This window comes from Kribbella pittospori, from assembly GCF_004331465.1.
GTDB classification, from domain to species: Bacteria; Actinomycetota; Actinomycetes; order Propionibacteriales; family Kribbellaceae; genus Kribbella; species Kribbella pittospori.
In genome coordinates, this window is sequence record NZ_SJKB01000014.1 from 112498 (window position 1) to 133651 (window position 21154).

Here is a 21154-nt window from a genome sequence, read left to right on the forward strand (position 1 = left end):
GGCCGTGTGCCGGCCCAGCTTCATGTTGTCAGGCCGGTCTGTAAGTCAGAGCGATGACGCCGGTTGGCAGCGTGGTCTGACTCACGAGCTCGAGCTCGGTGCGCGGCGCGCCGTCCGGGAACAGGCGGGCGCCGGTGCCGAGGACCAGCGGATGCACCATGACGTCCAGTTCGTCGACCAACCCGTTCCGCAGCAGGCTGTCGAGGAGCGTCGGGTTGCCGTACATGATGATGTCCCCGCCGGGCTCGGCCTTGATCCGCTTCAGCGCGTCGATCGCGTCGCCCTCCAGCAACGTTGCGTTCCAGGTGAGGTCCCCGGTGAGCGTCGTGGAGGCCACCAGTTTCGGCATGCTGTTCAGTCGTTCGGCGTACGGCCCTGACGCGTTCCCCCAAGCCGCGGAGAACATCTGATAGGTCCGCCGGCCGCAGAGAAAGTAGTCACACGCCGACAGTTTGTCCGTCGACCGCCGGACGGCTTCGTCGTCGAAGTAAGGCATGGCCCACCCGCCGTGCGGTGTCCCGCCGAATCCGCCGGGGTCCTCGGCCACACCGTCGAACGTCATCAGGGCCGACGCGATGATCCTGCGCATGGTTCTCCTTCCAGGAGGTTCGTCTCATCCGTGTAGACCCTCGAAGCGGCACAAAGGAATCGGAGAGAATGGTCCGGTGACACGGGCTGACTGGGTGAACACCACGCACGACTGGGCTGGATCGGTGGATCGGGAGCACCTGGCTCAGATCCGGGATGACGTCGAGCGGTACGCGCCTGGCGGTCTGCTTCACCTCGTGCTGGAGGTCGTTGCCTACCCCGACGACGAGGCCGAATCCTCGGGGCGACGTGGTGTCTGCACGATCACGCTGCATGCCGATGGGTCGATCACGGTCGCGGATGATGGGCGCGGGACGGACACCCGGGTCGACGAACACGGGCAACCGATCAAGAAACCGGTCATGGCCACGCAAGACCTGCGCTTCTTCGAGGATCCGGACGCGCCGCTCCTCCCCGACGGGCACCCACGCTGCGGCATGTCAGTGGTCGCCGCCCTGAGCGATCGCCTCACCCACACCAACCGCCGGCTCAACGGCTCCTGGACCCAGCGCTACGAGTACGGCGTACCGGTGACCGACCTCGACCCCATCGACTCCGACGGCACCACCGGCACGTCGGTCCACTTCCATGTGCCGGCCTTCGCCCCACTCACCCCAGCCGGTCTACGTCCCCACCTGACGTTCTCCCACCTGGACATCACCATCAGCGAGTCCTAGTGCGTTGCGCGGAAACTTTTCGCCGCCTGACGGCATTTTGTTTCCGCGACCTAGAGGTTCTTGCGGAAGAAGTAGTTCGTGTGACCCGGCGGGTAGTCGTGTTTGACGCCGTACTGCTCGTACCCGGCCCGCCGGTAGAACTCCGAGGCCAGAGCGAACACGTGCACCGGCTCCGACTTCAGGTTCGCCGGCTCGAACCGCTCCCGCACGACCCCCGAGCGTTTCTTGTTGTACTCGACCAGTCGATCGACCAGCGCCTCCTCGAGCCGCGGGTCGGCACCGATCCGCAGGTCGAACCTCGCAGCAGCGTCCACACCGCCACCATCACCGTCGCGTCCGCCAGTGGGCAAGACATTTCTGCGGCCGAGCGGTACGGCTTGGGCGGATCTGCGAGGATCAAGGGTGGGGGCTGGTGGAAGGAACTCTTCAAGGCATGACCGAGCAGGGCAACAACTCCGGCGAGGAGCCGGGCCGGGCTGGGCGCGTGGACGGTCCTGGTCCGTACCAGGGTGTCTTCGGTTCAGCCGACGGCCTCCCCGGTCCGCCGCCCGGCTCGACGCCGTACGGTGATCGTCCTGGTTCGTACGGCGATCGTCCGGGAGCGTACGGCGGTGTGTTCGGCGCCGGCCCAGCGGCGTACGCGCCAGTGGCCCCGCCCAAGCAGGTGACGATCGCCGCGGTCATCTCGCTTGGCCTGGGCGTGATGAGCATCCTGCTGGCCGGTCTCGCGCTGACGTCCGCGGGTGAGCAGATCTCCGAGGTCCTCACCGGCACGAAGGACGCGCAGGGCGTCGCCGTTGCGGCGGCTGTGATCTGCGCCTTCATCTACATCTTGCCGGCGATCTTCGTCCGCAAGCGTCGCGCGTGGGCGCGAATCATGCTGATCGTGGTCGCTGCGATCGGCATCGTGGGTGGACTGGTTGCGCTGCCCAGCGGCATCCTCGGGCTGGCGATTCATGGCACCTTGCTGTTCCTGATGCTCCAGCAGCCGACCAAGCTCTGGTTCCACCACCGCTGACCTTTCAGCACCGCACCCGAAGGACTTCATCCGTGGAGATCTGGATCAACCCGGCCTGTTCCAAGTGCCGCACCGCCACCAAGGCCCTCGACGGGGCCGGCGTCACGTACACGGTCCGCCGCTACCTGGACGACCCGCCCACCGCGGAGGAACTGACCGAGGTCCTGGCCCGCCTCAACCTCGAACCCTGGGACCTCGTCCGCCACAACGAACCCGACGCCAAACCCCTCCGCGACCTCCGCCGAGACCCCGCCAACCGCGCCACCTGGATCGAAGCGATGGTCACCCACCCCATCCTCATCCAACGCCCCATCCTCACCGCCGACGACGCCACCACAGCCATAGCCCGAGACCCCGAAACGCTGTCCCGCTTCCTCCCCTGACAATCTGCCCCACCCTGCCCCCACCTGCCCCAAAACACCTGTGGACAAAGCCCGCGCGGCGCCGCCGGTTTCATGAACAATCCGATGAATGCCGAGCACGCCCCCGCCCGAGTTCAGTCTGTCCGCCTGGGTCGACGAGTCCGCTGTCATCGGACCGGCCGGGGGCTTCGGCACCTACACGATGGCGGCGGTCGTCGCTGATCCCGGACAGTGCGATGATCTGCGCCGCGAGGTGTCGGCTCTGACGATCAAACCCGGCGTTAGGCTGCATTGGGTCGCTGAGTCGGTGAAGCGGCGGGACCTGATCGCGGAGGCCGTCGCACACCTGGACATCGCCGCGATCCTGACGGTGGGTACGCCGATGGATCGGTCGCGGCAGGAGCGTGCTCGCAGGTGTTGTCTCGAGCGGCTGCTGTACGAGCTGGATCAGTTCGGTGTGTCCGAGGTCTGGCTGGAGTCCCGCGCGGTGCCGCAGGACAAGCGCGACCTGCGGCTGGTCGACAGTGCGCGCCGCAAGAGGCTGATCACACCCGACTTGCAGGTCGGGTTCGCCAAGCCGTCCGCTGAGCCGATGCTCTGGCTGCCCGACGCCGTCGCGGGTGCGATGTCGGCGCTCGTACTCGGTGAGGATCGCTGGCTGACGGCGATGACCGACGTGGTCACGGTCCACCAGGTCGTCGTCCGTTGAGACTGGCCCGGAAAACGCGAAAGCTGGGGCCCGTCATTCCGGCGGGAATCCCAGCTTCACTTCTCACCCGGCAGCGCGGGGCGAGCTGATGACAGTCTGTCACACCATCGCACCGGATGTCATGCGGGATCCGGGTCAGAGGTTTTGGAGGCGGGTTAGGGCTTCTTGGAGGATTTGGGGTTGCTTGCAGAAGGCCCAGCGGACCAGGGGGCGGCCGGGGTCGGGGTTGTCGTAGAAGACTTGGTGGGGGATGGCTACTACGCCGGCACGTTCGGGGAGCATGCGGCAGAAGGCGATGCCGTCGGTGTGGCCCAGGGGGCGGATGTCGGTGGTGACGAAGTAGGTGCCGGCCGGGCGGTGGACCTCGAAGCCCAGGGCGGCGAGGCCGTCGCAGAGGAGATCGCGGCGGGACTGCAGGTCGGCGCGCAGGGCGTCGAAGTACTCGTTGCCCAGGGCAAGCGCATTGGCGACGGCCGGCTGGAACGGCGCACCGGACGTGAAGGTGAGGAACTGCTTCGCGGTCGTCACCGCGGTCACCACCTCAGGCGCACCGGTGACCCAGCCGATCTTCCACCCGGTCACCGAGAACGTCTTGCCCGCGCTGCTGATCGACACGGTCCGCTCGGCCATTCCGTCGTACGACGCCAGTGGTGTGTGCCGGAGTCCGTCGTACACGAGGTGTTCGTAGACCTCGTCGGTGATGACGACCAGGTCGTGCTCGATCGCGACCGCGCAGATGCCGCGCAGTTCGTCGTCGGTGAGGACGGTGCCGGTCGGGTTGTGCGGTGAGTTGATCAGCAGCACCTTCGTGCGTGGCGTGACGGCGGCGCGGAGTTCGTCCAGGTCGAGACGGTAGTCGGGGGCGCGCAGCGTGACCGGCACCCGGCGACCGCCGGCGAACGCGATCCCGGCGGCGTACGAGTCGTAGTACGGCTCGAGCGCGATCACCTCGTCGCCCGGCTCGACGAACGCGAGCAGCGCGGCGGCGACCGCCTCGGTCGCGCCGGTGGTGACCAGGACCTGGGTGTCAGGGTCGTACGACAGGTCGTAGAACCGCTTCTGGTGGTCCACGATCGCCTGCCGCAACGCGGGGATTCCGCGCGCCGGCGGGTACTGGTTCGCGCCCGCACGGATCGCCGCGATCGCGTCCTCCAGCAGCGAGTCGGGCCCGTCGGTGTCAGGGAATCCCTGCCCGAGGTTCACCGACCCGGTCGCCACCGCGAGCGCCGACATCTCGGCGAAGATCGTCGTCCCGAGCCCGTCCAACCGCACAGCGTGTTCGCGCATGCCCCCGACCCTAACCCTGTCACCCGGCAAGATCGTGGTGTGCGCAACGACGAACGGCTCACCCTCCTGGCGAACGCCGTACACATCACGCAGGCGATTGTCGACCACATCACCCCCGCCGACCTGACCCGGCCGACGCCGTGCGGCGAGTACGACGTACGCCGCCTGCTGGAACATCTCATCGGCTGGCACCAGGTCTTCGCCGCCTGCGCCGTCGGTCATGAGCCGCCGTTCGCCGACGGCTCACCCACTTACACGCTCACCGACGACCCGGCCCGCGACCTGCGCGAAGCCGAGCTGGTCGCGAACCTCGGCCAGGCCCCGGCGACGATCGACATGCCGTACCGCGGCGAAACCCCGGTCGAGCACCTCATCGAGGAACTCGTCGCCGAGACCGTCATCCACACCTGGGACCTCGCCACCGGACTCGGCCATTCGATCCGGTACGACGACGCGACCGTCGCGCTCGCGCATGCCGGCCTGACCCGGATGCTCGCCGAGTCTTTCGCCGAAGAGGGCTTCCGGCCGCCGACCGATCTGACGGCGTCAACGGAGTTCGAACGGCTGCTGGTCCGCAGCGGCCGCTAGCGATCTCCGACGCAGGACACTAGCCGGCGTTCTCGACCATGTGGTGCAGCCAGGCGCGGGCGGCCGCGCGGTCGGCGTCGCTGAACGAGGCCTCCAGGTCCTCCTCGACCTTGCGGACGGCCGGACCCACGTCGATCAGGCGCTGCTCGCCGCCCTCGGTGAGATGGACCTGCTGCGTACGCCGGTCCTTCGGGTTCGGCCGCCGTTCGAGCAGCCCCGCGCGCTCCATCCCGGTGATCAGTTCGTTCGCGGACTGACGCGCCGTACCCACCTCGCGGCCGACCTCGGCGACGGTCCGCCCCGGCACCTTCGAGACCAGTACGAGTACGCCGTACTGCTGCACGGACAGCCCGTGCTCGTCGAGGGCGTCGGCCAGCGCGGAGCGCATGCTCAGCCAGGCGTGCCGGACGAGGAAGGTCACGCAGCCGGTCGGGTCGTCGAGGTCCATACACCCAATTCTGCCGACAAATATGATTGACAGGTTCCTGACAAACGAGGCAAACTCGAAGCCTCGTCAGGGTCCTGTCAATCATAGGAGACTTCGTGTCCTCGATCGAGCCCGCGCGGCAACGCCGCATCCTCACGATCCTCGTCGTCTCGTCCCTTCTCATCTGGATCGACTCCACCGTTCTGGGTATCGCCCTCGAACGGCTCGCCGACCCCGTCGAAGGTCTGGGCGCGACGCCGGGCCAACTGCAATGGGCGATCGGCATCTACTCACTGCTCTTCGCCACCGCTCTCTTCGCGGCCGGCGCACTCGGAGACCGCTACGGCCACCGGACTGTCCTGATGCTCGGTCTGGTCGTGTTCGGCGCCTCCTCAGCGTGGGCGGCCTGGGCGGACGGTCCAACCTCGCTGATCATCGCCCGCGCCACCATGGGCCTCGGCGGCGCGCTCCTCGGCCCTACGTCGATGGCCATCATCGGTTGGACCTTCCCGCCCGAGCGCCGCGCCGGTGCGATCGCGGTCTGGTCGTCGGCGGCCGGTCTGGGTGTGGCCGTCGGTCCTGTGCTCGGCGGCCTGCTGATCGACCACTTCTGGTGGGGATCGGTGTTCCTGATCAACCTGCCGATCGTCGCGGCCGGCCTGCTCGGCGCCCGCCTCGTCCTCCCGAACCCCAGAAGCCCGCAGCGACGCCGGCTCGACCCACTCGGCCTTGGCCTGTCGACTCTCGGCCTGCTCGGCTTGTCCTACGGTCTGATCGAGGGTGGCCACCAAGGCGGCTGGAGTCGCTGGCAGGTGTGGGCAAGCATCGCCGCCGGTCTGGTCCTGCTGGCGGGGTTCCTCTACTCGGAGTGGCGTGAGCACGAGCCGAGCTTCGACCCGCGGCTGTTCCGCAACCGTCGCTTCGCCGCCGGCAACCTCGTGCTCGCCGGAGTGTTCCTGACACTGACCGGTCAGAGCTTCTATCTGGCCTTCTACTTGCAGGGTGCGCGTGGCATGAGCGCTCTGTCGGCCGGTCTGATGTCGTTGCCCAGCGCGGCAGGCGTCGTACTGGGCTCACCGCTCGGTGCGCGGCTGGCCGGTCGCTTCGGTGTCGCGAAGGTGTGCGGTACGGCGTTGGCGGCGTTCGCACTGTGCCACGCGCTCAACCTCACCTACCTGGTCGACACCTCGCTGGTGTGGGTCGGTCTGGTCGGCGCTCTGGCCGGGCTGGCGATCGGTGCGACTGTGGCGCCCACGACGGCGGCCGTGATCGCGACGCTGCCGATGGATCGCATCGGTGCGGGGTCGGCGGTCAACAATGCGATCCGCCAGGTTGGCAGCGTCCTCGGTGTTGCCGTACTCGGCACGATCGTGTCGTCGACGTACCAGCACGCGATCGCCCCGTCGCTGACCGGTCTGCCGGCCGACGCGCGTGACGGGGCCTCGGTTTCCGCCGAGGCCACGCGTCACACGGCCGGAGCCATCCACCGCCCGGACCTGGTCGGCGCCGCGAACGACGCGTTCCTGCACGCGATGCACACCGCCGCCGTGGTGGCGGCCTGCTTCACTCTCGCCGGGGCGATCGTGCTGACACTGGCCTTCCGCCAGCGGGTCAGTTCCACGCCGAAGGCGGTGGAGGCGGTACGACGGTAGGCCGGTCCTCGCACCAGGTCGCGCCGGACCAGCCGCCGTCGTTCCCGGCGAGCAGCCGTACGTCGAACTCCGGCGGACCGTCGAAGTGGAAAGTCCCGCAATTGTTGACAAACGGAGCGCCGACATTCCGCGCGTCGACATTCTCGAACGTCGCCCAGCCGCCGACCCGGGCGTTCACCACGTTCGTCCCGGTGCCGTCGACCTTGATGTTGCGCACGGCAACGTTTGTGATCGCGTAGTCGTCCTTGACCGGCCAGTCGACGACGAACATCATCGCGTTGTACGTCGAGTCGAGGAACGAACTGTCGGTGATCTCGATCGTGCCGGACATCGTCGACTGCAAGGCGTACAACCAGATCGCGCCGAGGCCGAGATCCCAGTTGAGGTCGCGCGGACCACCCCGGACCGTGGTGTTCCGTGCGAATCTCAGCGTCCCCTCGAAGGGGGTCGCGTTGAACCGCGAGCCGGCGTGCAAGGTGCTGCCCTCGCGGATCGGGTCGGCGACCAGGTTGTCGGTGACGGCGTTGTCGCGCCCGCCGTAGATGGCGATGTTGTTGGCGAGTACCGGTGTCTGGACCGTGTTGTGGTCGTAGATGTTGTCGTGGTTGACCAGGCCGTCGGGGTTCGACTCGGACCACATCGCGAGGCCGTCGTCGCCGCTGTTGCGGACGAAGTTGTTGGTCGCCCGGACGTTCGAGACGCCGAGGTGCAGGTTCATCCCGTCGGCGATGGCGTCGGTGATGACGTTGTTGCGGATCAGCAGGCCGTCCATCGGACCGTCGAGCCAGATGCCGACCTTGGTGTGGTGCAGGTACAGGTTCTCGATGGTCGAACCGCCGCCGATCGCGCCGCCGATCCCGTTGACCTGATCGGTGTCGATGCGTTCCCGCACGTCACTCTCGATCGCGAAGTCGGACAGGTGTACGCCGGTGCTGCCGCCATCGTCGGCGTACTTCCCGTAGAAGCCGGGGGCGCTGTGAGTGGACTTGTCCGGCGCGGGTTCGTCGAGTGGCAGGACCTTGCCCTTGATGATCGTCCACCAGTTGCCGGCGCCGCGGACGGTGACCTCGTCGACGACGATGTGCCGGTTGACCTGGTACGTGCCGGGCGGGATGAACACCGATAGGCCGAGGCGCTTGGCCAGTGCAATGGTGCGTTCGATCGCGGGCGCCGCGTCGTACCGGCCGGTGGGGTCGGCGTCGAACAGCCGCACCGACAGGGACCGGGGTGGTTGCTTGAGCGATGCTTTGACGAGTTCGAAGTCGGCGAGGTCGACGACGTACCAGGCGGCTGGGGTGTTTCGCGGTACGGCGAATCGGACGCGGTCGCCGGCCTGGTAGGTGCGGTCGAGCAGGAGTCGTTGTTCGTCGTAGAAGTGGTTCGGGCGGAACGGTTTGGCGACCGGGTCCGGTTCGGGCTTCCACCAGCCGGGGATCGGGTCGACGTTCGGGTCGTTGGAGAACGGATACATCCCGTAGAGCCAGGCGTACTCCGACGTGAGAGTCATCGTGCGCTTGTGCTTGCCGTTGACGGTGACGTCCAGTGGGGCACGGAGGCCGCCGCCGGTTGGCGTGTCCGGGATGCTGTAGCGCAGGGTCAGCGCGTTCGCGGGGTGGGTCAGGGTGAATTCGACGTACTGCTGGGGTTGCAGTCGTACGGCGGTCCGTCCGGAAGCTTCGGCCGGCAGGGTGTAGGCCTCACGGCTCGGGCCGATCTTCTCGCCGGTGAAGTAGGCGTTCTCAGCTTCCTGCTCGAGGAACGGGACCTGCGCGCCGCGTCTCGCGACGAGGGTCGGGTCGAGGCCGGCTCGGGTGATCCGGGGAGCTGAGGGAGCGGCGATCGCTGGGGTGGTGAGGGCGGCGGCGAGAAGGGTGGTCGTCAGTACGACGGCCAGGGTGCGCAGGTGTGATCGGGACATTGGCGGATCCCCTCCGGACGAATTGTCTGGAGGGTATGTAGATCTGTGCAAAATGTCGACAGGCGGGAGAAAATTTCTGTCAGTCGGCGGGGAGTTCGGGTTGGGGGGCGGGGCGGAGGGCTCGGAGCCAGAGTTCGGTTTGGGCTATGTGGGCCGAGGCGGCGGTGGCGGCGGCCGAGGGGTCGCGGCGGGCGATGGCGGCGAGGATGGCGCGGTGGCCGCGGTCGCTGGTCTGCTTGATCGCGGCGAAGTCCTCGCCCGGCTCGAAGATGCGGTAGTGACCGCCGCGCCCGCGGATCACGCCGGTCAGCGCGGTGACGGTCGGATTGCCTCCCGCCGTACAGATCGCGCCGTGGAACTCGGCATCGAGATGCTGGATCTCGATCGATTCGGTGGTCGACTCGAGCCGATCGAGGATGTCGCTCAACTGCGCGGCCAGCTCGGGATCCTGCCGCGCGGCCGCGGCGGCGGTGGCATGCGCCTCGAGCACCCGCCGTACCTCCAACAACTCGAGCACTCCCTCGAGCGGGATCAGCTCGACCGACAACGAGAACCGGCTGATGATCTCCGCCGGATCCAGCGCCGACACATACGTGCCCGACCCATGCCGCGACTCGATCACCCCAAGAGCAGCCAGCGAACGAGCCGCCTCACGCAACGAGCTGCGGGACACCCCGAGGTGGTCGCACAACTCCGGCTCCGGCGGGAACTTCGCCCCCGGCCCGAGCTGACCGGATGCGATCATCTGACGCAGGCCGGCCAGCGCCTTGTCGGTGGCTGCCATTCGCTACCTCCCTGTCCCCGCAACTCAGGTGTGCAGCGTAAGTCCTCAGACCACTCGCGGTCACATCGTGCGGTGAACGGGGGTTGTACGGCGGCGCAACGACCAACTCCTCAGATGTCAGCGGGCGCGACCATGGACCGGAGAAGAGCCGGCAGATCCCACGCATGCCACTGCCGCGGAGCGATCCGCCGGTACGGCGTCCCGTCCGCGAACGGCTCTCCCGACATCCACACGGTCGTCATCCCGCGCTCGTGCGGCAGCGTGAGGTTGACCTCGAGATCGTCGACCATGGCCGCCCGGGTCGGGTCGATCGCGAAGCGGCTCAGGAACGCGTCGAGGCTCTCCGGATACGGCTTCGGGATCAGGTCTCCGGCGAGGATGTCGAAGACGCCGTCGAAGTGGGTCGTCAGCCCAAGGCGTTCGAGCGCCTGCTCGGCGTGGTAGACCGAACCGTTCGTGTAGACGAAGCGACGCCCGGGCAGCGCTTCCAATGCGGTGGCAAGAGTCGCGTCCGGGGTGAGTACCGAGTAGTCGATCCGGCGCTCGAAGCCGAGGAACTCGTGCGGGTCGATGGCGCGGGTGATCATCGCGCCGCGCAGCGAGGTGCCGTACTCCGCGACCAGTTCGGCCTGGATCCGCCGGGCGCCGACGAGGTCGGTGTCGTAGAAGCCTGCGACCGTCGACAGGATGCCGTGCGTGAGTTGCTCGGCGAGTGCGGAGCCCGCTGGGTACAAGGTGTTGTCGAGGTCGAGGATCCAGGTGTCGAGGTCCGGCGGCATCTGGCCAGGGTAATGACAGACTGGGTGCGTCACCCGACGGGAGGATCGAACGTGCCGACTGCGCTCATCACCGGACCTGCGACCGGGATCGGCCGGGCCTTCGCCGACAAACTCGCGGTCGAGGGGTACGACCTGGTGCTGGTGTCGCGGGACGAGGCGCGGCTGAAGGAGGTCGCGGCCGACCTCACCCGCCTGCACGGTGTGGCCTGTGAGGTGATCGCCGCCGACCTGACCGATCGGGATGACCTGGCCAGGGTCGAGGAGCGATTCCGGACCGGGCCGATCGAGGTGCTGGTCAACAATGCCGGCTTCGGGCAGAAGAAGCCGTTCTGGGCGAACTCGGTCGAGACCGAGGAGAAGCAGCTCGACCTGCTGGTGCGTGTGGTCCTGCGGCTGACGCACGCCGCCGTACTGCCGATGATCGAGCGGGGTTCGGGTGCGGTGATCAACGTGTCGTCGGTGGCCGGGTTCCTGCAGCGTGGTCCCTACAGTGCGCACAAGTCGTGGGTGACGACGTTCTCGGCCGGGCTCGCGATCCAGCTGCACGCCAAGGGTGTCGCCGTGATGGCGTTGTGCCCGGGCCTGGTGCACACCGAGTTCCACGACCGGATGGGGATGGACAAGTCGGTCATCCCGTCGTTCATGTGGCTGAACGCGACCGACATGGTCGACGCCGCCTGGAAGGATCTCATGCGCGGAAAGGCGATCTCGATCCCGAGCCTCCGCTACAAACTCCTCATGGCCGCCGCCCGCTACACCCCCCGCACCCTCATCGCCCGCCTCTCCACAGTAGGCCTGGACGGTCGGCGCCGCTGATTTTTGGTGGCCTCTGGCAACGACTCAGAGCTTTTCGGCTACCTCGGTGAGTACGGCGAGGGTTGCGGTGACGAGAGGGTGGTCAGCGCGGCCTGGGCGGACGGCGGCGTACACGCGCCTGGTGGGGACGGGGTCGGGGAGTGGGCGGATGAGCGCGAGGGTGGGGGCGGGTACGGCGAGGCGGGGGACCAGGGACACACCGCCGCCGGCGGCGACCAGGGCGGCGACGGCTCGGAAGTCGTCGGATTGATGGACGATGCGGGGCTGGAAGCCGGCTTGTTCGCAGGCGAGGACGACCACATCGCGGATTGGATTGCCGGGTGCGGTCATGACCCAGTCGTCGCCTGCGAGCATCGCCAGCTCGATCGTCTCGTGGTTTGCGGCCGGATGTGATGGCGGCAGCACTGCGACGAAAGGCTCGGCGTACAAGGGGATCCGGACCAGGCGCTGGTCGTCGGGCCGCGGCGAACCGCGGTGTTCGACGGCGATCGCGATGTCGACGTCGCCGTCCAGCAGCTGGGTGATGCCTTGATGGCCTTCGGCGTCACGGATGACGAGGTCGAGGCCGGGGTTCGTCTCGCGGAGTCGGGCGAGGGCGGGTGCGACCAGCAGAGTGATCGCGGTGGCGAACGCGGTGATGCGGACCTCGCCGGTGCTGCCGTTCGCGTGCAGCCGCATCGCCTCTTCGGCGCGCTCGACCTCGGTGAGGATCGTGTCGGTGTGGGCCAGCAGCAGGCGGCCGGCCGAGGTGATCGCGACCCGGCGGCCACGCCGTTCGAGCAGTTCCTGGCCGACCTCGGATTCCAGTGCGGCCAACTGCTGCGAGACCGCCGAGGGCGTCAGGTGAAGCACCTCGGCGGCCGCAGTCACGGTGCCGTGATCAGCAAGCGCGCGCAGCACTCGCAGTCGTCGTACCTCGATCACGAACCTCAGCTTCGCACAGCTCCATGGCAGATCCGTTCGGGCCGGCCGTGGATGAGACCAGCGTCAGCGCCGCCACCTTGGCGACAGGAGCCTCCTCGGCAACGGGCGCTGCCTCGGCGACGGGCGCCGCCTTGGTCACGGTGGTCGGTCGCTGCATCAGCCGGCGTAAGGCACGCAGCGGGCGCAGGCGTGGACCGCGCGGTATGTGCGGGACGACCGGTGCGTTCGGCATTGCTGAGTGGGTCTGCTCGTGAATCGACTTGACCACGGAGAAGGGGATGTAGTGCATGGTGATTTCCTTTCGACCCTTCAACGGTAGGAACCACACCCTCTATACGTCCAATGGATTCTTTTCGCAGAGTTGATGTGTTTGGTGCATGATCTCCTGTATGGAACTCCGTCAGCTCAGGTCGTTCGTGGTCGTCGCCGAGGAGATGAACGTGGGCCGCGCGGCGACCCGGCTTCACCTCACCCAGCCGTCGCTCAGCCGCCAGATCGCCGCACTCGAGCACGACCTGGGCGTCGAGTTGTTCGCCCGGGTTCGGCGGCGTTTCGTGATGACGGCGGCGGGGGAGACGTTCCTGGCCGAGGCGAAGGATCTGCTGCGGCGTGCCGATGAGGCGGTGCGGGCGGCGCAGCGTACACAGCGCGGGGAGCTCGGGACGTTGCGATTCCGCTTCGTGCAGTCGGCGACGTTCGAAGTACTGCCGCGGATTCTGGGCGGATTCCGTGCGGCGTACCCCGAAGTCGTGCTCGACCTGGAGTCGCTGACGACCTTGCGCCAGACCGAGGCGCTGCGTGACGGCCGCATCGACGTCGGCCTGCTGCGTCCGAACACACCGGCGGCCGGGGTTGGTACGTCGCACCGATCGTCAGGTGAGCGAAGCGGCGGGACCGCCGTCGTACAGCTTGCGCCCGGGCTGGCGTCGCGAGTGGTGTCGTCGGATCCGCTGGTCGCGGTACTGCCCGCGCGGCACCGGTTGGCCAAGCGCAAGCGTTTGCGACTGGAGGAGCTCGCCGAGGATCCGTTCGTGTTCTACTCGCGAGCCAGCGGACCCGCAGTACACGACACGATCGTCAGCTTCTGCCGGGTGGCCGGGTTCACGCCGCGGGTCGAGCAGGAGGCGACCGATGTCCAGACGATCGTCTCGCTCGTCGCCGCCGGGCTCGGGGTCTCGTTGCTGATCAGCCCGACGCCGCCCTCGAACCCGGACGCGGTCGTGTATCGCGAGTTGTCCGACGACCTACCACCCTGGCAACTCTCCGTAGTCTGGTCGCCGGACAACCGATCACCGGTGCTGGCCCGGTTCCTCGAGGTGCTCTAAGGGCTCAGCCGAAGACGTCCGGGTCGCCGCCGGTGCGTACGCCGGTCTCGAGGTCGGCGATCGCGGCCATGTCGTCGTTGTCCAGCTGGAAGTCGAACACCTGGAAGTTCTCCTGGATCCGGCTCGGGGTCTTCGACTTCGGGATGACCACGTTGCCGAGCTGCAGGTGCCAGCGGATGACCACCTGCGCCGGCGTCCTGCCGTGCTTGTCGGCCAGCGTCTGCAGGGCCGGCTGAGTCAGCAGTTCGCCTTGCGCCAGCGGACTCCACGCCTGGGTGACGATGTCGTTCTCCGCGTTGAACGCGCGCAGTTCGTCCTGCGGCAGCGCCGGGTGCAGCTCGATCTGGTTCACCGCGGGACGGATCCTGGTCTCGTCGAACAGCCGCCGCAGCGCCGGTTCGTGGAAGTTCGAGACGCCGATCGCGCGCACCCGCTTGTCGGCGTACAGCTGCTCGAACGCCTTCCAGGTGTCGACGTACTTGTCCCGCTTCAGCGACTGCCAGTGGATCAGGTACAGGTCGACGTACTCCAGGCCGAGCAGGTCGATGCCCTTGTCGAACGCCTTCAGCGTCGAGTCGTAGCCCTGGTCGTTGTTCCACAGCTTGGTGGTGATGAACAGTTCGTCGCGCGGCAGGTCCGACGCGGCGATGGCTCGCCCGACGCCGGCCTCGTTGCCGTAGGCGGCCGCGGTGTCGATGTGCCGGTAGCCGGCTTCGAACGCGGTCGTGACGACGTCGGTGACGATCTCGTCCTCGACCTGCCAGACCCCCAGGCCCAGCTGCGGGATCTCGACGCCGTTGTCCAGAGTGATGGTGGGGACTGTGTTCATTTGCCTATTCCACCGGGTCCATTGGTTCTGGCCCAGTCATCCGACGTGTGACAACAACCTCATTCACCCGCCGTAACCACCTCGTACGTCTTCGCCTCCGGCTCCAGGAACCGCAGCAGCGCGGTCCCTTCCCGCTCCAGCTCGGTCAGCGTCTTCTTCAGCGTCCGGCCGAACGGCGTCAGCGTGAGAGTCGCCACACCGCGCTTCTTCTCGGCGTTCCACAGCCCCGCGACCAGGCCGTCGACGGTGTACGTCGATTTGACCCGCAGGTTCTTGGTGAACACGGCCGGCCGGTGCTCGTCGGCGATGATCCGCTCGCGTTTCGCGTGTGCCAGCAGCAGATTGTCGAACTCCGGCAGGAACCGCACGGGGACCGCGGTGTCCGGATCTGGTCGCGGCGCATCCGGTACGTCGTACAGCGTCTTGCCGGCCTCGTCGGTGAACGTCTCCAGCTCGAGTGCGTCGAGGAGTGGCTTCGCCTTCTGCAGTCCGGACCAGGTCTGGAAGTCGGCGGGCGTGGCGGGTCCGAACGCCTGCAGGTATCTGGTGACGAGTTCCTGGGCCTCGGCCTTCGCGTGGAGCTTCCCGCCGATCCAGTCCTCGGCTGGGGTGAAGCGCGCGTTGGCCGGCCAGCTCCAGCGGGCGTCGGTCGGCCACATCACCAGCGGGACGAGCATCCGGGTGCAGAACCCGAGCGCCCGTTCGTTCACCGCCGGGAACTTCTGCTGCAGCGCGTCTCGCACCTCGGTGAACGTCAGCGGCTCCTTCGCGAGCAGCTTCCGCGCCGTCGCGACCACCTTGTCCGGCTCGAGCCCTTCGCCCCGATCGCCGAGCACCCGCAGCCCCGCCTCGAGCACCGGCGCGACCGTGGTCCGGAACCGCAGGTAGTCCGCCGCAGTCACCAGATGCAAGGTCCCGCGGAACATGGTCGCCCGCACCACCTCACGCCCCTGCACCGCCGCGTCGAGCTGCCCTTCCTCGAACCCCTCGACCCGCGACCACAACCCGACGTACGGATGCTTCGGCTCCTGCCCCTGCATCCCCACCAACCGCCCGACCGCGTCCACCACCGACACGTCCGCCCGCTCAACCAACATCTGCCGAGCCAACGTCGCCCGATTGACCGCCCGCCCACCCATAACCACCATGCCCGCATCCTGCCGGACCCCGTCGACAAAAGTCAGGCGACCACCGCGTCCGTCAGCCGCGGCCGGGCGACTCGACCGCGAGCGAGTTGCGCCGGCAAGCATCCGCCAGCCGATCGTCGTACGTGACAACGAGATCGACGTCGATCAGCACAGCCGTCGCCAGGTGGAGAGCATCCAGGCTGCGCAAGACCAGCGGCTCGATCCGCCGGGCAACGCTGATGACGTCTGAAGTGAGTGCGCGTTCGTCGACACCGCACGGGAGACATCGACCCAGACGAGCAACGACGAAGTCAGCAGATCGCCCTCCGCGCACCGGCTGTCGAGGAGTCCACCAGATCGTCGGACTCCTCCTCAGCGATCACTCGCTTGATCAAGGGCTGCTGTCGAAGCAGAACCGCATCAGAAACGATCGTCCCGGTCGAGCAGATAGAGGCTGGTGGTGCCCTTCGGGAGTCCAAGCCGCGGCATCACCTTGCGATAGGCGACGCGGGCCGGGCGCACCGCCTGCGAAGCCTTCGCCTGCTCTCGATCGCTCGTTGGGGTCTCGTCTCCGATCAAGTGCAGATACCGGCCTCCCGGACGATGGCCTGTTGGGATCGGCCGGTGCGCTCAGCCTCTGCCCGGAGCGCTGACGCTACTTCGGGCGTGAGCCTCAGCTTCATCGCCATGTGAAAGGTGACGTGGCGCGGGTCAGGGTTTGCGGGCTACGCCTACCCAGAGGCTGCAGCTGATGTCGGTGAAGGTGCGCTTGGCTACCAGGGCTTCGGTTTCGTCGTCGGGGTGCCAGCGGAAGGGGGCGGAGACGCCGGGGGCGACCAGTTCGAGCCCGTCGAAGAAGCGGGTGACCTCTTCCTTGCTGCGGACCTGGGCGTCGCCACCGTCGGCCTTGTAGACCTGGATCGCCTGCTCCCACAGATCCGGCGCGAAGTCCGGCGTGCAGTGCGAGAAGATCAGGTACGACCCTGACGCGAGCGGCTCGACCAGTTGCTTGACCAGGTCGTACGGCTTGAGCGCGTCGGGCAGGTAGTGGAAGACGCCGACCAGGCTCAGCGCGACCGGCTTGCTCAGGTCGAGCAGGTCCTTCACCTCGTCCGACTCCATGATCGACTGCGGGTGGATCACGTCGGCGTCGAGGTACGCCGTCCGGCCCTCGGGCCGGCTCGTCATCAGGGCGCGGGAGTGGGACAGCACGATCGGGTCGTTGTCCGCGTAGACGACGTGCGCCGCGGGCACGGTCTCCTGTACGACCTCGTGCAGGTTGGGGCTGGTCGGGATGCCGGTGCCGATGTCGAGGAACTGTGTGACGCCCTGCTCGGCCACGTAGCGGGCCGCGCGGTGCATCCACATCCGGTTCGACATCGCCGCCGTACGGAACCCGGGGAACGCCTCCAGCAGATGCTCAGCGGCCTGCCGGTCGACCGCGAAGTTGTCCTTGCCGCCCAGGAAGTAGTCGTAGACGCGGGCCGGGTGCGGCCGGTCCATCCCGAGTCGTGTCAGGGTGGATTCGTCGCTCTCGCCCATCGAGGAACTCCCTACTCCGGTGCTGTTCGGTACGGTGCGATCGTAGCTGATCTGCGACAGTACGTGACCGGCAGCGTGTCAACCTTTGCCGGAATCGAAGGTAGTCCTCAGGCCAGCGCGGCGCGGGCCTCGATGAAGGCGGCGATGGCGCGTTCGACGTCCTCGGTGGAGTGCGCGGCGGACAGCTGGACGCGGATGCGGGCCTTGCCGTGCGGTACGACGGGGTAGGAGAAACCGATCACGTAGATGCCGAGATCGAGCAGCTTGTCGGCGAGGCGGCCGGCCTGCGCGGCGTCGCCGATCATCACCGGCGAGATCGGGTGCTCACCGGGCAGTACGTCGAAGCCGGCCTCGGTCATCTTGGTGCGGAACAACTTGGTGTTGGCGGCCAGCTTGTCGCGCAGAGTGCTCGAGCCACCGATGAGTTCGAGGGCCTTCAGCGAGGCCGCCGTGACCGACGGCGCGAGGGAGTTCGAGAACAGGTACGGCCGGGACCGCTGGCGAAGCAACTCGACGATCTCGCGCCGGCCGGAGACGTAACCACCGGACGCGCCGCCGAGCGCCTTGCCCAGCGTGCCGGTGACGACGTCGACCCGGTCCTTCACTCCGAACAGGGACGGCGTACCTGCGCCGTCCGATCCGACGAAGCCGACCGCGTGCGAGTCGTCGACCATCACGAGGGCGTCGTACCGCTCCGCCAGGTCGCAGATCTCGTCGAGGGGAGCGACGTACCCGTCCATGGAGAACACGCCATCGGTGGCGATCAGCCGGTAGCGCGCGTCGGCGGCGTCCTTGAGCTGAGCCTCCAGGTCGGACATGTCGCGGTTCTTGTACCGGTAGCGCTTGGCCTTGGACAGCCGGATGCCGTCGATGATGCTGGCGTGGTTGAGCTCGTCGGAGATGACCGCGTCCTCGGCGCCGAGCAGGGTCTCGAACAGACCGCCGTTCGCGTCGAAGCAGGAGCTGTACAGGATCGTGTCCTCGGTGCCGAGGAAGGTGCTCAGGGCACCTTCCAGGTCCTTGTGGATCTGCTGCGTCCCGCAGATGAACCGTACCGACGCCATCCCGAAGCCCCACTGGTCGAGCGCCGCGCGGGCCGCCGCGATCACCTCGGGGTGGTCGGCCAGGCCGAGGTAGTTGTTCGCGCAGAAGTTCAGTACCTCGTTGCCCGAAGCAACCGAGATCAGGGACTGCTGGGGCGAGGTGATCACCCGCTCGGACTTGTACAGCCCGGCATCCCGGATCTCGCCGATGGCCGCCGTCAGGTCGTCCCGCATCCGCCCGAACATCAGTGCTTCTCCTCCAGAGACTCGCTTGTCCAGTCCATGATCACCTTGCCGCAGTGCCCTTGCCGGGCCACGTCGAAGGCCTGCTCGAAGTCGGCGTACCCGAACCGGTGGGTGATCACCGGCGTCAGGTCCAGGCCGCGCTCCAGCATCACCGACATCGAGTACCAGGTTTCGAACATCTCCCGGCCGTAGATGCCCTTGATCGTCAGCATGTTGAGCACCACCGTGCTCCAGTCGATCGCGATCTCGTCCGCCGGCAGCCCGAGCATCGCGATCCGGCCTCCGTGCGTCATGTTCGCCAGCATGTCCCGCAGCGCGGCCGGCCTCCCGGACATCTCCATGCCGACGTCGAAACCCTCGCGCATGCCCAGGCTGCGCTGCGCGTCGGCGATGGTCTCCGAGCCGACGTTCACCGCCCGGGTGACGCCGATCTTGCGGGCCAGATCCAGCCGGTACTCCGACAGGTCGGTGATCACCACGTTGCGCGCACCGGCGTGCAGCGCAACCGCCGCAGCCATCACCCCGATCGGCCCGGCTCCGGTGATCAGCACGTCCTCGCCGACCAGCGGGAAGGACAGAGCAGTGTGTACGGCGTTCCCGAACGGGTCGAAGATCGCCGCGACGTCCAGGTCGACGGGGTCCTTGTGGACCCACGCGTTGCTCGCGGGCAGGGCGACGTACTCCGCGAACGCGCCAGGCACGTGGACGCCGAGGCCGCGAGTCTTGATGCAGAGGTGCCGGCGGCCGGCGCGGCAGTTGCGGCAACGGCCGCAGACCAGATGGCCCTCACCGCTGACCAGATCACCGACCGCGACGTCGCGGACACCGACGCCGATCTCGACCACTTCGCCGCAGAACTCGTGCCCGGTCACCATCGGCACCGGAACGTTCTTCTGCGCCCACGGATCCCAGCTCTGGATGTGCAGGTCGGTGCCGCACAGACCGGTGCGGAGCACCTTGATCAGTACCTCGTCGGCCTCGATCTTCGGCTCCGGGACGTCCTGCAACCACAGACCGGGCCGGGCCTCAGCCTTCACCAGCGCCTTCACGCGCACCTCCACTGACGACGATCGTCCACATCGTCGTCCCGGGCAACCACCGGCGTCCATCGACACGTCGTACACAGCCTGTGCAGTTGATCTGAACATCCGCCTGGACTCCCGGGTCATCTAAGCTCGACGCCTATGAGCTACGACCGGGACGGACTGCTGGAGCAGGTGAAGTCGAAGGCCATCGTGCACGGCCGGGTGACGCTGGCGTCGGGGAAGGAAGCCGACTACTACGTCGACCTGCGCCGGATCACGCTGGACGCGGCCGCCGCGCCGCTGATCGGCCCGGCGATGCTCGAACTGACCAAGGACCTGGAGTACGACGCTGTCGGCGGACTGACCCTCGGCGCCGATCCGGTCGCGATGTCGATGCTGCACGCGGCCGCGCAGCAGGGCCGGACGCTGGACGCGTTCGTCGTACGGAAGGCCGAGAAGACGCACGGCCTGCAGCGCCGGATCGAGGGGCCGGAGGTGAAGGGCCGCCGGGTGCTCGCGGTCGAGGACACGTCCACCACCGGCGGTTCGGTGCTCACAGCGGTCGAGGCGTTGCGCGAGGCCGGGGCCGAGGTGGTCGCGGTCGCGGTGATCGTGGACCGCTCGACCGGCGCCAAGGAGAAGGTCGAATCGGAAGGCCTGCCGTATCGGGCCGTGTTCGGTCTCGAGGACCTGGGTCTCAGCTGATGAGCGGCGTCAGCCCGGTTCTGCTGATCCTGGTCGCGCTCGTCGTCGCCGGCGGCATCTTCTACTTCAACTACCTGGCGGCGAAGAAGCGGCGCGAGCTGTTCGCCGGGTTCGCCTCGCAGCAGGGCTGGTCCTACCTGCCCGACAACAACGCGCTGGCCGGGCAGTGGTCGGGTACGCCGTTCCAGACCGGTGACAACTGGCGGGTCAAGAACGTGCTGTCCGGTGCGTACAACGGCCATCAGATGGTTGCCTTCGACTACAGCTACCAGACGCATTCCACCGACTCGAAGGGCCGTCGTACGACGACCACCCACAAGTACGGCGTGGTCGTGGTGCAGTTGCCGGGCGCACTGCCGCACCTGGAGGTCACCCACGAGGGGATCTTCGGCGGCGTGGTGGCGAACGCGCTCGGGTTCCGCGACATCCAGTTCGAGAGCGAGCAGTTCAACCGCGCGTTCCGGGTGAAGGCGGACGACGAGCGGTACGGGCACGCGGTGGTGACGCCGCGGATGATGGAACTGCTGCTGGCCCGCGGCGAGATCGGCTGGCGGATCGAGGGCAACTCGCTGCTCGGCTGGGACAAGGGCGACCACAACCCGACCGAGGTGATGAACCGCCTCACCCTGCTCCAGCAGGTGCTCGAGCAGGTCCCGCCGTACGTCTGGCGCGACTATGCCGGCGTCGACCCTCGCGTACAGCCACCGCAGAGCTACTGACAGTACGGCGGACCCGAGGACCCGTAGAGTCGCACGCAGCATCACCGACACTCGGGAGCAGGGC

At 67.7% G+C, this 21154-nt stretch carries 26 protein-coding genes; 10 read left to right on the plus strand and 16 right to left on the minus strand.

Annotated features, from left to right (window positions below):
* Positions 1-28: 28 nt before the first annotated feature.
* Positions 29-589, minus strand: coding sequence for a dihydrofolate reductase family protein (locus tag E0H73_RS34950; RefSeq protein WP_131363694.1), 561 nt, complete (start codon positions 587-589; stop codon positions 29-31).
* Between the two features lie 76 nt (positions 590-665).
* On the opposite strand from E0H73_RS34950, the gene E0H73_RS34955 reads away from it, so the two are divergent.
* On the plus strand, positions 666-1265 hold the full coding sequence (locus E0H73_RS34955; RefSeq protein WP_202867705.1) for a hypothetical protein: 600 nt from the start codon (positions 666-668) through the stop codon (positions 1263-1265).
* Positions 1266-1315: 50 nt separating this feature from the next.
* Here the strand turns inward: E0H73_RS34955 and E0H73_RS34960 are convergent, their stop codons facing one another.
* Entirely contained in the window at positions 1316-1579 is a 264-nt protein-coding gene (locus tag E0H73_RS34960; protein ID WP_131363696.1) for a hypothetical protein, read from the minus strand.
* A 119-nt stretch (positions 1580-1698) separates the two neighbouring features.
* On the opposite strand from E0H73_RS34960, the gene E0H73_RS34965 reads away from it, so the two are divergent.
* From E0H73_RS34965 to E0H73_RS34975, 3 genes are all read left to right on the plus strand, one after another.
* Positions 1699-2283 (plus strand): hypothetical protein, encoded by a 585-nt coding sequence (locus tag E0H73_RS34965; protein ID WP_131363698.1) that lies wholly within the window; start codon positions 1699-1701, stop codon positions 2281-2283.
* Between the two features lie 32 nt (positions 2284-2315).
* The gene (locus E0H73_RS34970; RefSeq protein WP_131363700.1) at positions 2316-2666 is read left to right on the plus strand and encodes an ArsC/Spx/MgsR family protein; all 351 of its coding nucleotides are present in this window, start codon (positions 2316-2318) and stop codon (positions 2664-2666) included.
* Between the two features lie 88 nt (positions 2667-2754).
* The gene (locus E0H73_RS34975) at positions 2755-3354 is read left to right on the plus strand and encodes a hypothetical protein (protein WP_131363702.1); all 600 of its coding nucleotides are present in this window, start codon (positions 2755-2757) and stop codon (positions 3352-3354) included.
* A gap of 135 nt (positions 3355-3489) precedes the next feature.
* Here E0H73_RS34975 and E0H73_RS34980 read toward each other — a convergent pair whose 3' ends face one another.
* Positions 3490-4641 (minus strand): pyridoxal phosphate-dependent aminotransferase, encoded by a 1152-nt coding sequence (locus tag E0H73_RS34980; protein WP_131363704.1) that lies wholly within the window; start codon positions 4639-4641, stop codon positions 3490-3492.
* A gap of 39 nt (positions 4642-4680) precedes the next feature.
* Between E0H73_RS34980 and E0H73_RS34985 the strand changes: the two genes are divergently transcribed.
* A complete protein-coding gene (locus tag E0H73_RS34985) occupies positions 4681-5229 on the plus strand; it encodes a TIGR03086 family metal-binding protein (RefSeq protein ID WP_165555935.1) in 549 nt (182 codons plus the stop codon).
* A gap of 19 nt (positions 5230-5248) precedes the next feature.
* Here E0H73_RS34985 and E0H73_RS34990 read toward each other — a convergent pair whose 3' ends face one another.
* A complete protein-coding gene (locus E0H73_RS34990; RefSeq protein WP_131363708.1) occupies positions 5249-5677 on the minus strand; it encodes a MarR family winged helix-turn-helix transcriptional regulator in 429 nt (142 codons plus the stop codon).
* Positions 5678-5772: 95 nt separating this feature from the next.
* On the opposite strand from E0H73_RS34990, the gene E0H73_RS34995 reads away from it, so the two are divergent.
* Entirely contained in the window at positions 5773-7308 is a 1536-nt protein-coding gene (locus tag E0H73_RS34995) for an MFS transporter (protein ID WP_202867706.1), read from the plus strand.
* Here the strand turns inward: E0H73_RS34995 and E0H73_RS35000 are convergent.
* From E0H73_RS35000 to E0H73_RS35010, 3 genes are all read right to left on the minus strand, one after another.
* Entirely contained in the window at positions 7268-9226 is a 1959-nt protein-coding gene (locus E0H73_RS35000) for a glycosyl hydrolase family 28-related protein (protein ID WP_131363710.1), read from the minus strand. The two genes, E0H73_RS34995 and E0H73_RS35000, sit on opposite strands and share 41 nt — an antisense overlap.
* Positions 9227-9305: 79 nt before the next feature.
* A complete protein-coding gene (locus tag E0H73_RS35005) occupies positions 9306-10010 on the minus strand; it encodes a FadR/GntR family transcriptional regulator (protein WP_131363712.1) in 705 nt (234 codons plus the stop codon).
* Between the two features lie 110 nt (positions 10011-10120).
* Positions 10121-10789, minus strand: a complete 669-nt coding sequence (locus tag E0H73_RS35010; protein WP_131363714.1) for a pyrimidine 5'-nucleotidase — start codon at positions 10787-10789, stop codon at positions 10121-10123.
* 51 nt (positions 10790-10840) lie between these two features.
* Between E0H73_RS35010 and E0H73_RS35015 the strand changes: the two genes are divergently transcribed.
* Positions 10841-11605, plus strand: coding sequence for an SDR family NAD(P)-dependent oxidoreductase (locus E0H73_RS35015; RefSeq protein WP_131363716.1), 765 nt, complete (start codon positions 10841-10843; stop codon positions 11603-11605).
* A 24-nt stretch (positions 11606-11629) separates the two neighbouring features.
* On the opposite strand, the gene E0H73_RS35020 is transcribed toward E0H73_RS35015, so the two are convergent.
* A complete protein-coding gene (locus E0H73_RS35020) occupies positions 11630-12529 on the minus strand; it encodes a LysR family transcriptional regulator (protein ID WP_131363718.1) in 900 nt (299 codons plus the stop codon).
* Positions 12486-12818, minus strand: a complete 333-nt coding sequence (locus E0H73_RS35025) for a hypothetical protein (RefSeq protein ID WP_131363720.1) — start codon at positions 12816-12818, stop codon at positions 12486-12488. Before E0H73_RS35025 ends, E0H73_RS35020 begins: the two co-directional genes overlap by 44 nt.
* 100 nt (positions 12819-12918) lie before the next feature.
* On the opposite strand from E0H73_RS35025, the gene E0H73_RS35030 reads away from it, so the two are divergent.
* Entirely contained in the window at positions 12919-13854 is a 936-nt protein-coding gene (locus E0H73_RS35030; RefSeq protein ID WP_165555936.1) for a LysR family transcriptional regulator, read from the plus strand.
* A 4-nt stretch (positions 13855-13858) separates the two neighbouring features.
* On the opposite strand, the gene E0H73_RS35035 is transcribed toward E0H73_RS35030, so the two are convergent.
* The 7 genes from E0H73_RS35035 to tdh all read right to left on the minus strand — a co-directional run bounded on the left by E0H73_RS35035 (position 13859) and on the right by tdh (position 19690).
* A complete protein-coding gene (locus tag E0H73_RS35035; protein ID WP_131363724.1) occupies positions 13859-14683 on the minus strand; it encodes an aldo/keto reductase in 825 nt (274 codons plus the stop codon).
* Between the two features lie 59 nt (positions 14684-14742).
* Complete coding sequence (locus E0H73_RS35040; RefSeq protein ID WP_238164473.1) at positions 14743-15780, minus strand: winged helix DNA-binding domain-containing protein; 1038 nt, start codon at positions 15778-15780, stop codon at positions 14743-14745.
* 103 nt (positions 15781-15883) lie between these two features.
* Positions 15884-16018: a PIN domain-containing protein gene (locus E0H73_RS46680; RefSeq protein WP_202867707.1), complete on the minus strand. Its 135-nt coding sequence runs from the start codon at positions 16016-16018 to the stop codon at positions 15884-15886.
* 212 nt (positions 16019-16230) lie between these two features.
* The gene (locus tag E0H73_RS46155) at positions 16231-16389 is read right to left on the minus strand and encodes a hypothetical protein (protein ID WP_165555937.1); all 159 of its coding nucleotides are present in this window, start codon (positions 16387-16389) and stop codon (positions 16231-16233) included.
* 132 nt (positions 16390-16521) lie between these two features.
* Positions 16522-17352 carry an SAM-dependent methyltransferase gene (locus tag E0H73_RS35055; RefSeq protein ID WP_131363730.1) on the minus strand — a complete coding sequence of 277 codons (831 nt, stop codon included), beginning with the start codon at positions 17350-17352 and terminating at the stop codon, positions 16522-16524.
* 107 nt (positions 17353-17459) lie between these two features.
* Entirely contained in the window at positions 17460-18641 is a 1182-nt protein-coding gene (locus E0H73_RS35060; protein ID WP_131363732.1) for a glycine C-acetyltransferase, read from the minus strand.
* Positions 18641-19690 carry an L-threonine 3-dehydrogenase gene (gene tdh / locus E0H73_RS35065; protein ID WP_131363867.1) on the minus strand — a complete coding sequence of 350 codons (1050 nt, stop codon included), beginning with the start codon at positions 19688-19690 and terminating at the stop codon, positions 18641-18643. The genes E0H73_RS35060 and tdh overlap by 1 nt, the downstream gene beginning before the upstream one ends.
* A gap of 135 nt (positions 19691-19825) precedes the next feature.
* Here tdh and pyrE point away from each other — a divergent pair, with 135 nt between their 5' ends.
* Together pyrE and E0H73_RS35075 are read left to right on the plus strand one after the other, a co-directional pair.
* Entirely contained in the window at positions 19826-20371 is a 546-nt protein-coding gene (gene pyrE, locus E0H73_RS35070; RefSeq protein WP_131363734.1) for an orotate phosphoribosyltransferase, read from the plus strand.
* The gene (locus tag E0H73_RS35075) at positions 20371-21090 is read left to right on the plus strand and encodes a DUF3137 domain-containing protein (protein ID WP_238164474.1); all 720 of its coding nucleotides are present in this window, start codon (positions 20371-20373) and stop codon (positions 21088-21090) included. The genes pyrE and E0H73_RS35075 overlap by 1 nt, the downstream gene beginning before the upstream one ends.
* Positions 21091-21154 lie beyond the last annotated feature (64 nt).

Excerpts from the sequence above, each read along its gene's own strand:
- pyrE (WP_131363734.1), top strand. The coding sequence starts at position 19,826 with ATGAGCTACGACCGGGACGGACTGCTGGAGCAGGTGAAGTCGAAGGCC.
- E0H73_RS35055 (WP_131363730.1), bottom strand. The coding sequence starts at position 17,352 with ATGGGCGAGAGCGACGAATCCACCCTGACACGACTCGGGATGGACCGG.
- E0H73_RS35030 (WP_165555936.1), top strand. The coding sequence starts at position 12,919 with ATGGAACTCCGTCAGCTCAGGTCGTTCGTGGTCGTCGCCGAGGAGATG.
- E0H73_RS35075 (WP_238164474.1), top strand. The coding sequence starts at position 20,371 with ATGAGCGGCGTCAGCCCGGTTCTGCTGATCCTGGTCGCGCTCGTCGTC.
- E0H73_RS35005 (WP_131363712.1), bottom strand. The coding sequence starts at position 10,010 with ATGGCAGCCACCGACAAGGCGCTGGCCGGCCTGCGTCAGATGATCGCA.
- E0H73_RS35060 (WP_131363732.1), bottom strand. The coding sequence starts at position 18,641 with ATGTTCGGGCGGATGCGGGACGACCTGACGGCGGCCATCGGCGAGATC.
- E0H73_RS35040 (WP_238164473.1), bottom strand. The coding sequence starts at position 15,780 with ATGTTGGTTGAGCGGGCGGACGTGTCGGTGGTGGACGCGGTCGGGCGG.
- E0H73_RS34950 (WP_131363694.1), bottom strand. The coding sequence starts at position 589 with ATGCGCAGGATCATCGCGTCGGCCCTGATGACGTTCGACGGTGTGGCC.
- E0H73_RS34965 (WP_131363698.1), top strand. The coding sequence starts at position 1,699 with ATGACCGAGCAGGGCAACAACTCCGGCGAGGAGCCGGGCCGGGCTGGG.
- E0H73_RS34975 (WP_131363702.1), top strand. The coding sequence starts at position 2,755 with ATGCCGAGCACGCCCCCGCCCGAGTTCAGTCTGTCCGCCTGGGTCGAC.
- E0H73_RS35010 (WP_131363714.1), bottom strand. The coding sequence starts at position 10,789 with ATGCCGCCGGACCTCGACACCTGGATCCTCGACCTCGACAACACCTTG.
- E0H73_RS35000 (WP_131363710.1), bottom strand. The coding sequence starts at position 9,226 with ATGTCCCGATCACACCTGCGCACCCTGGCCGTCGTACTGACGACCACC.
- E0H73_RS35025 (WP_131363720.1), bottom strand. The coding sequence starts at position 12,818 with ATGCACTACATCCCCTTCTCCGTGGTCAAGTCGATTCACGAGCAGACC.
- E0H73_RS34990 (WP_131363708.1), bottom strand. The coding sequence starts at position 5,677 with ATGGACCTCGACGACCCGACCGGCTGCGTGACCTTCCTCGTCCGGCAC.
- E0H73_RS35035 (WP_131363724.1), bottom strand. The coding sequence starts at position 14,683 with ATGAACACAGTCCCCACCATCACTCTGGACAACGGCGTCGAGATCCCG.
- E0H73_RS34980 (WP_131363704.1), bottom strand. The coding sequence starts at position 4,641 with ATGCGCGAACACGCTGTGCGGTTGGACGGGCTCGGGACGACGATCTTC.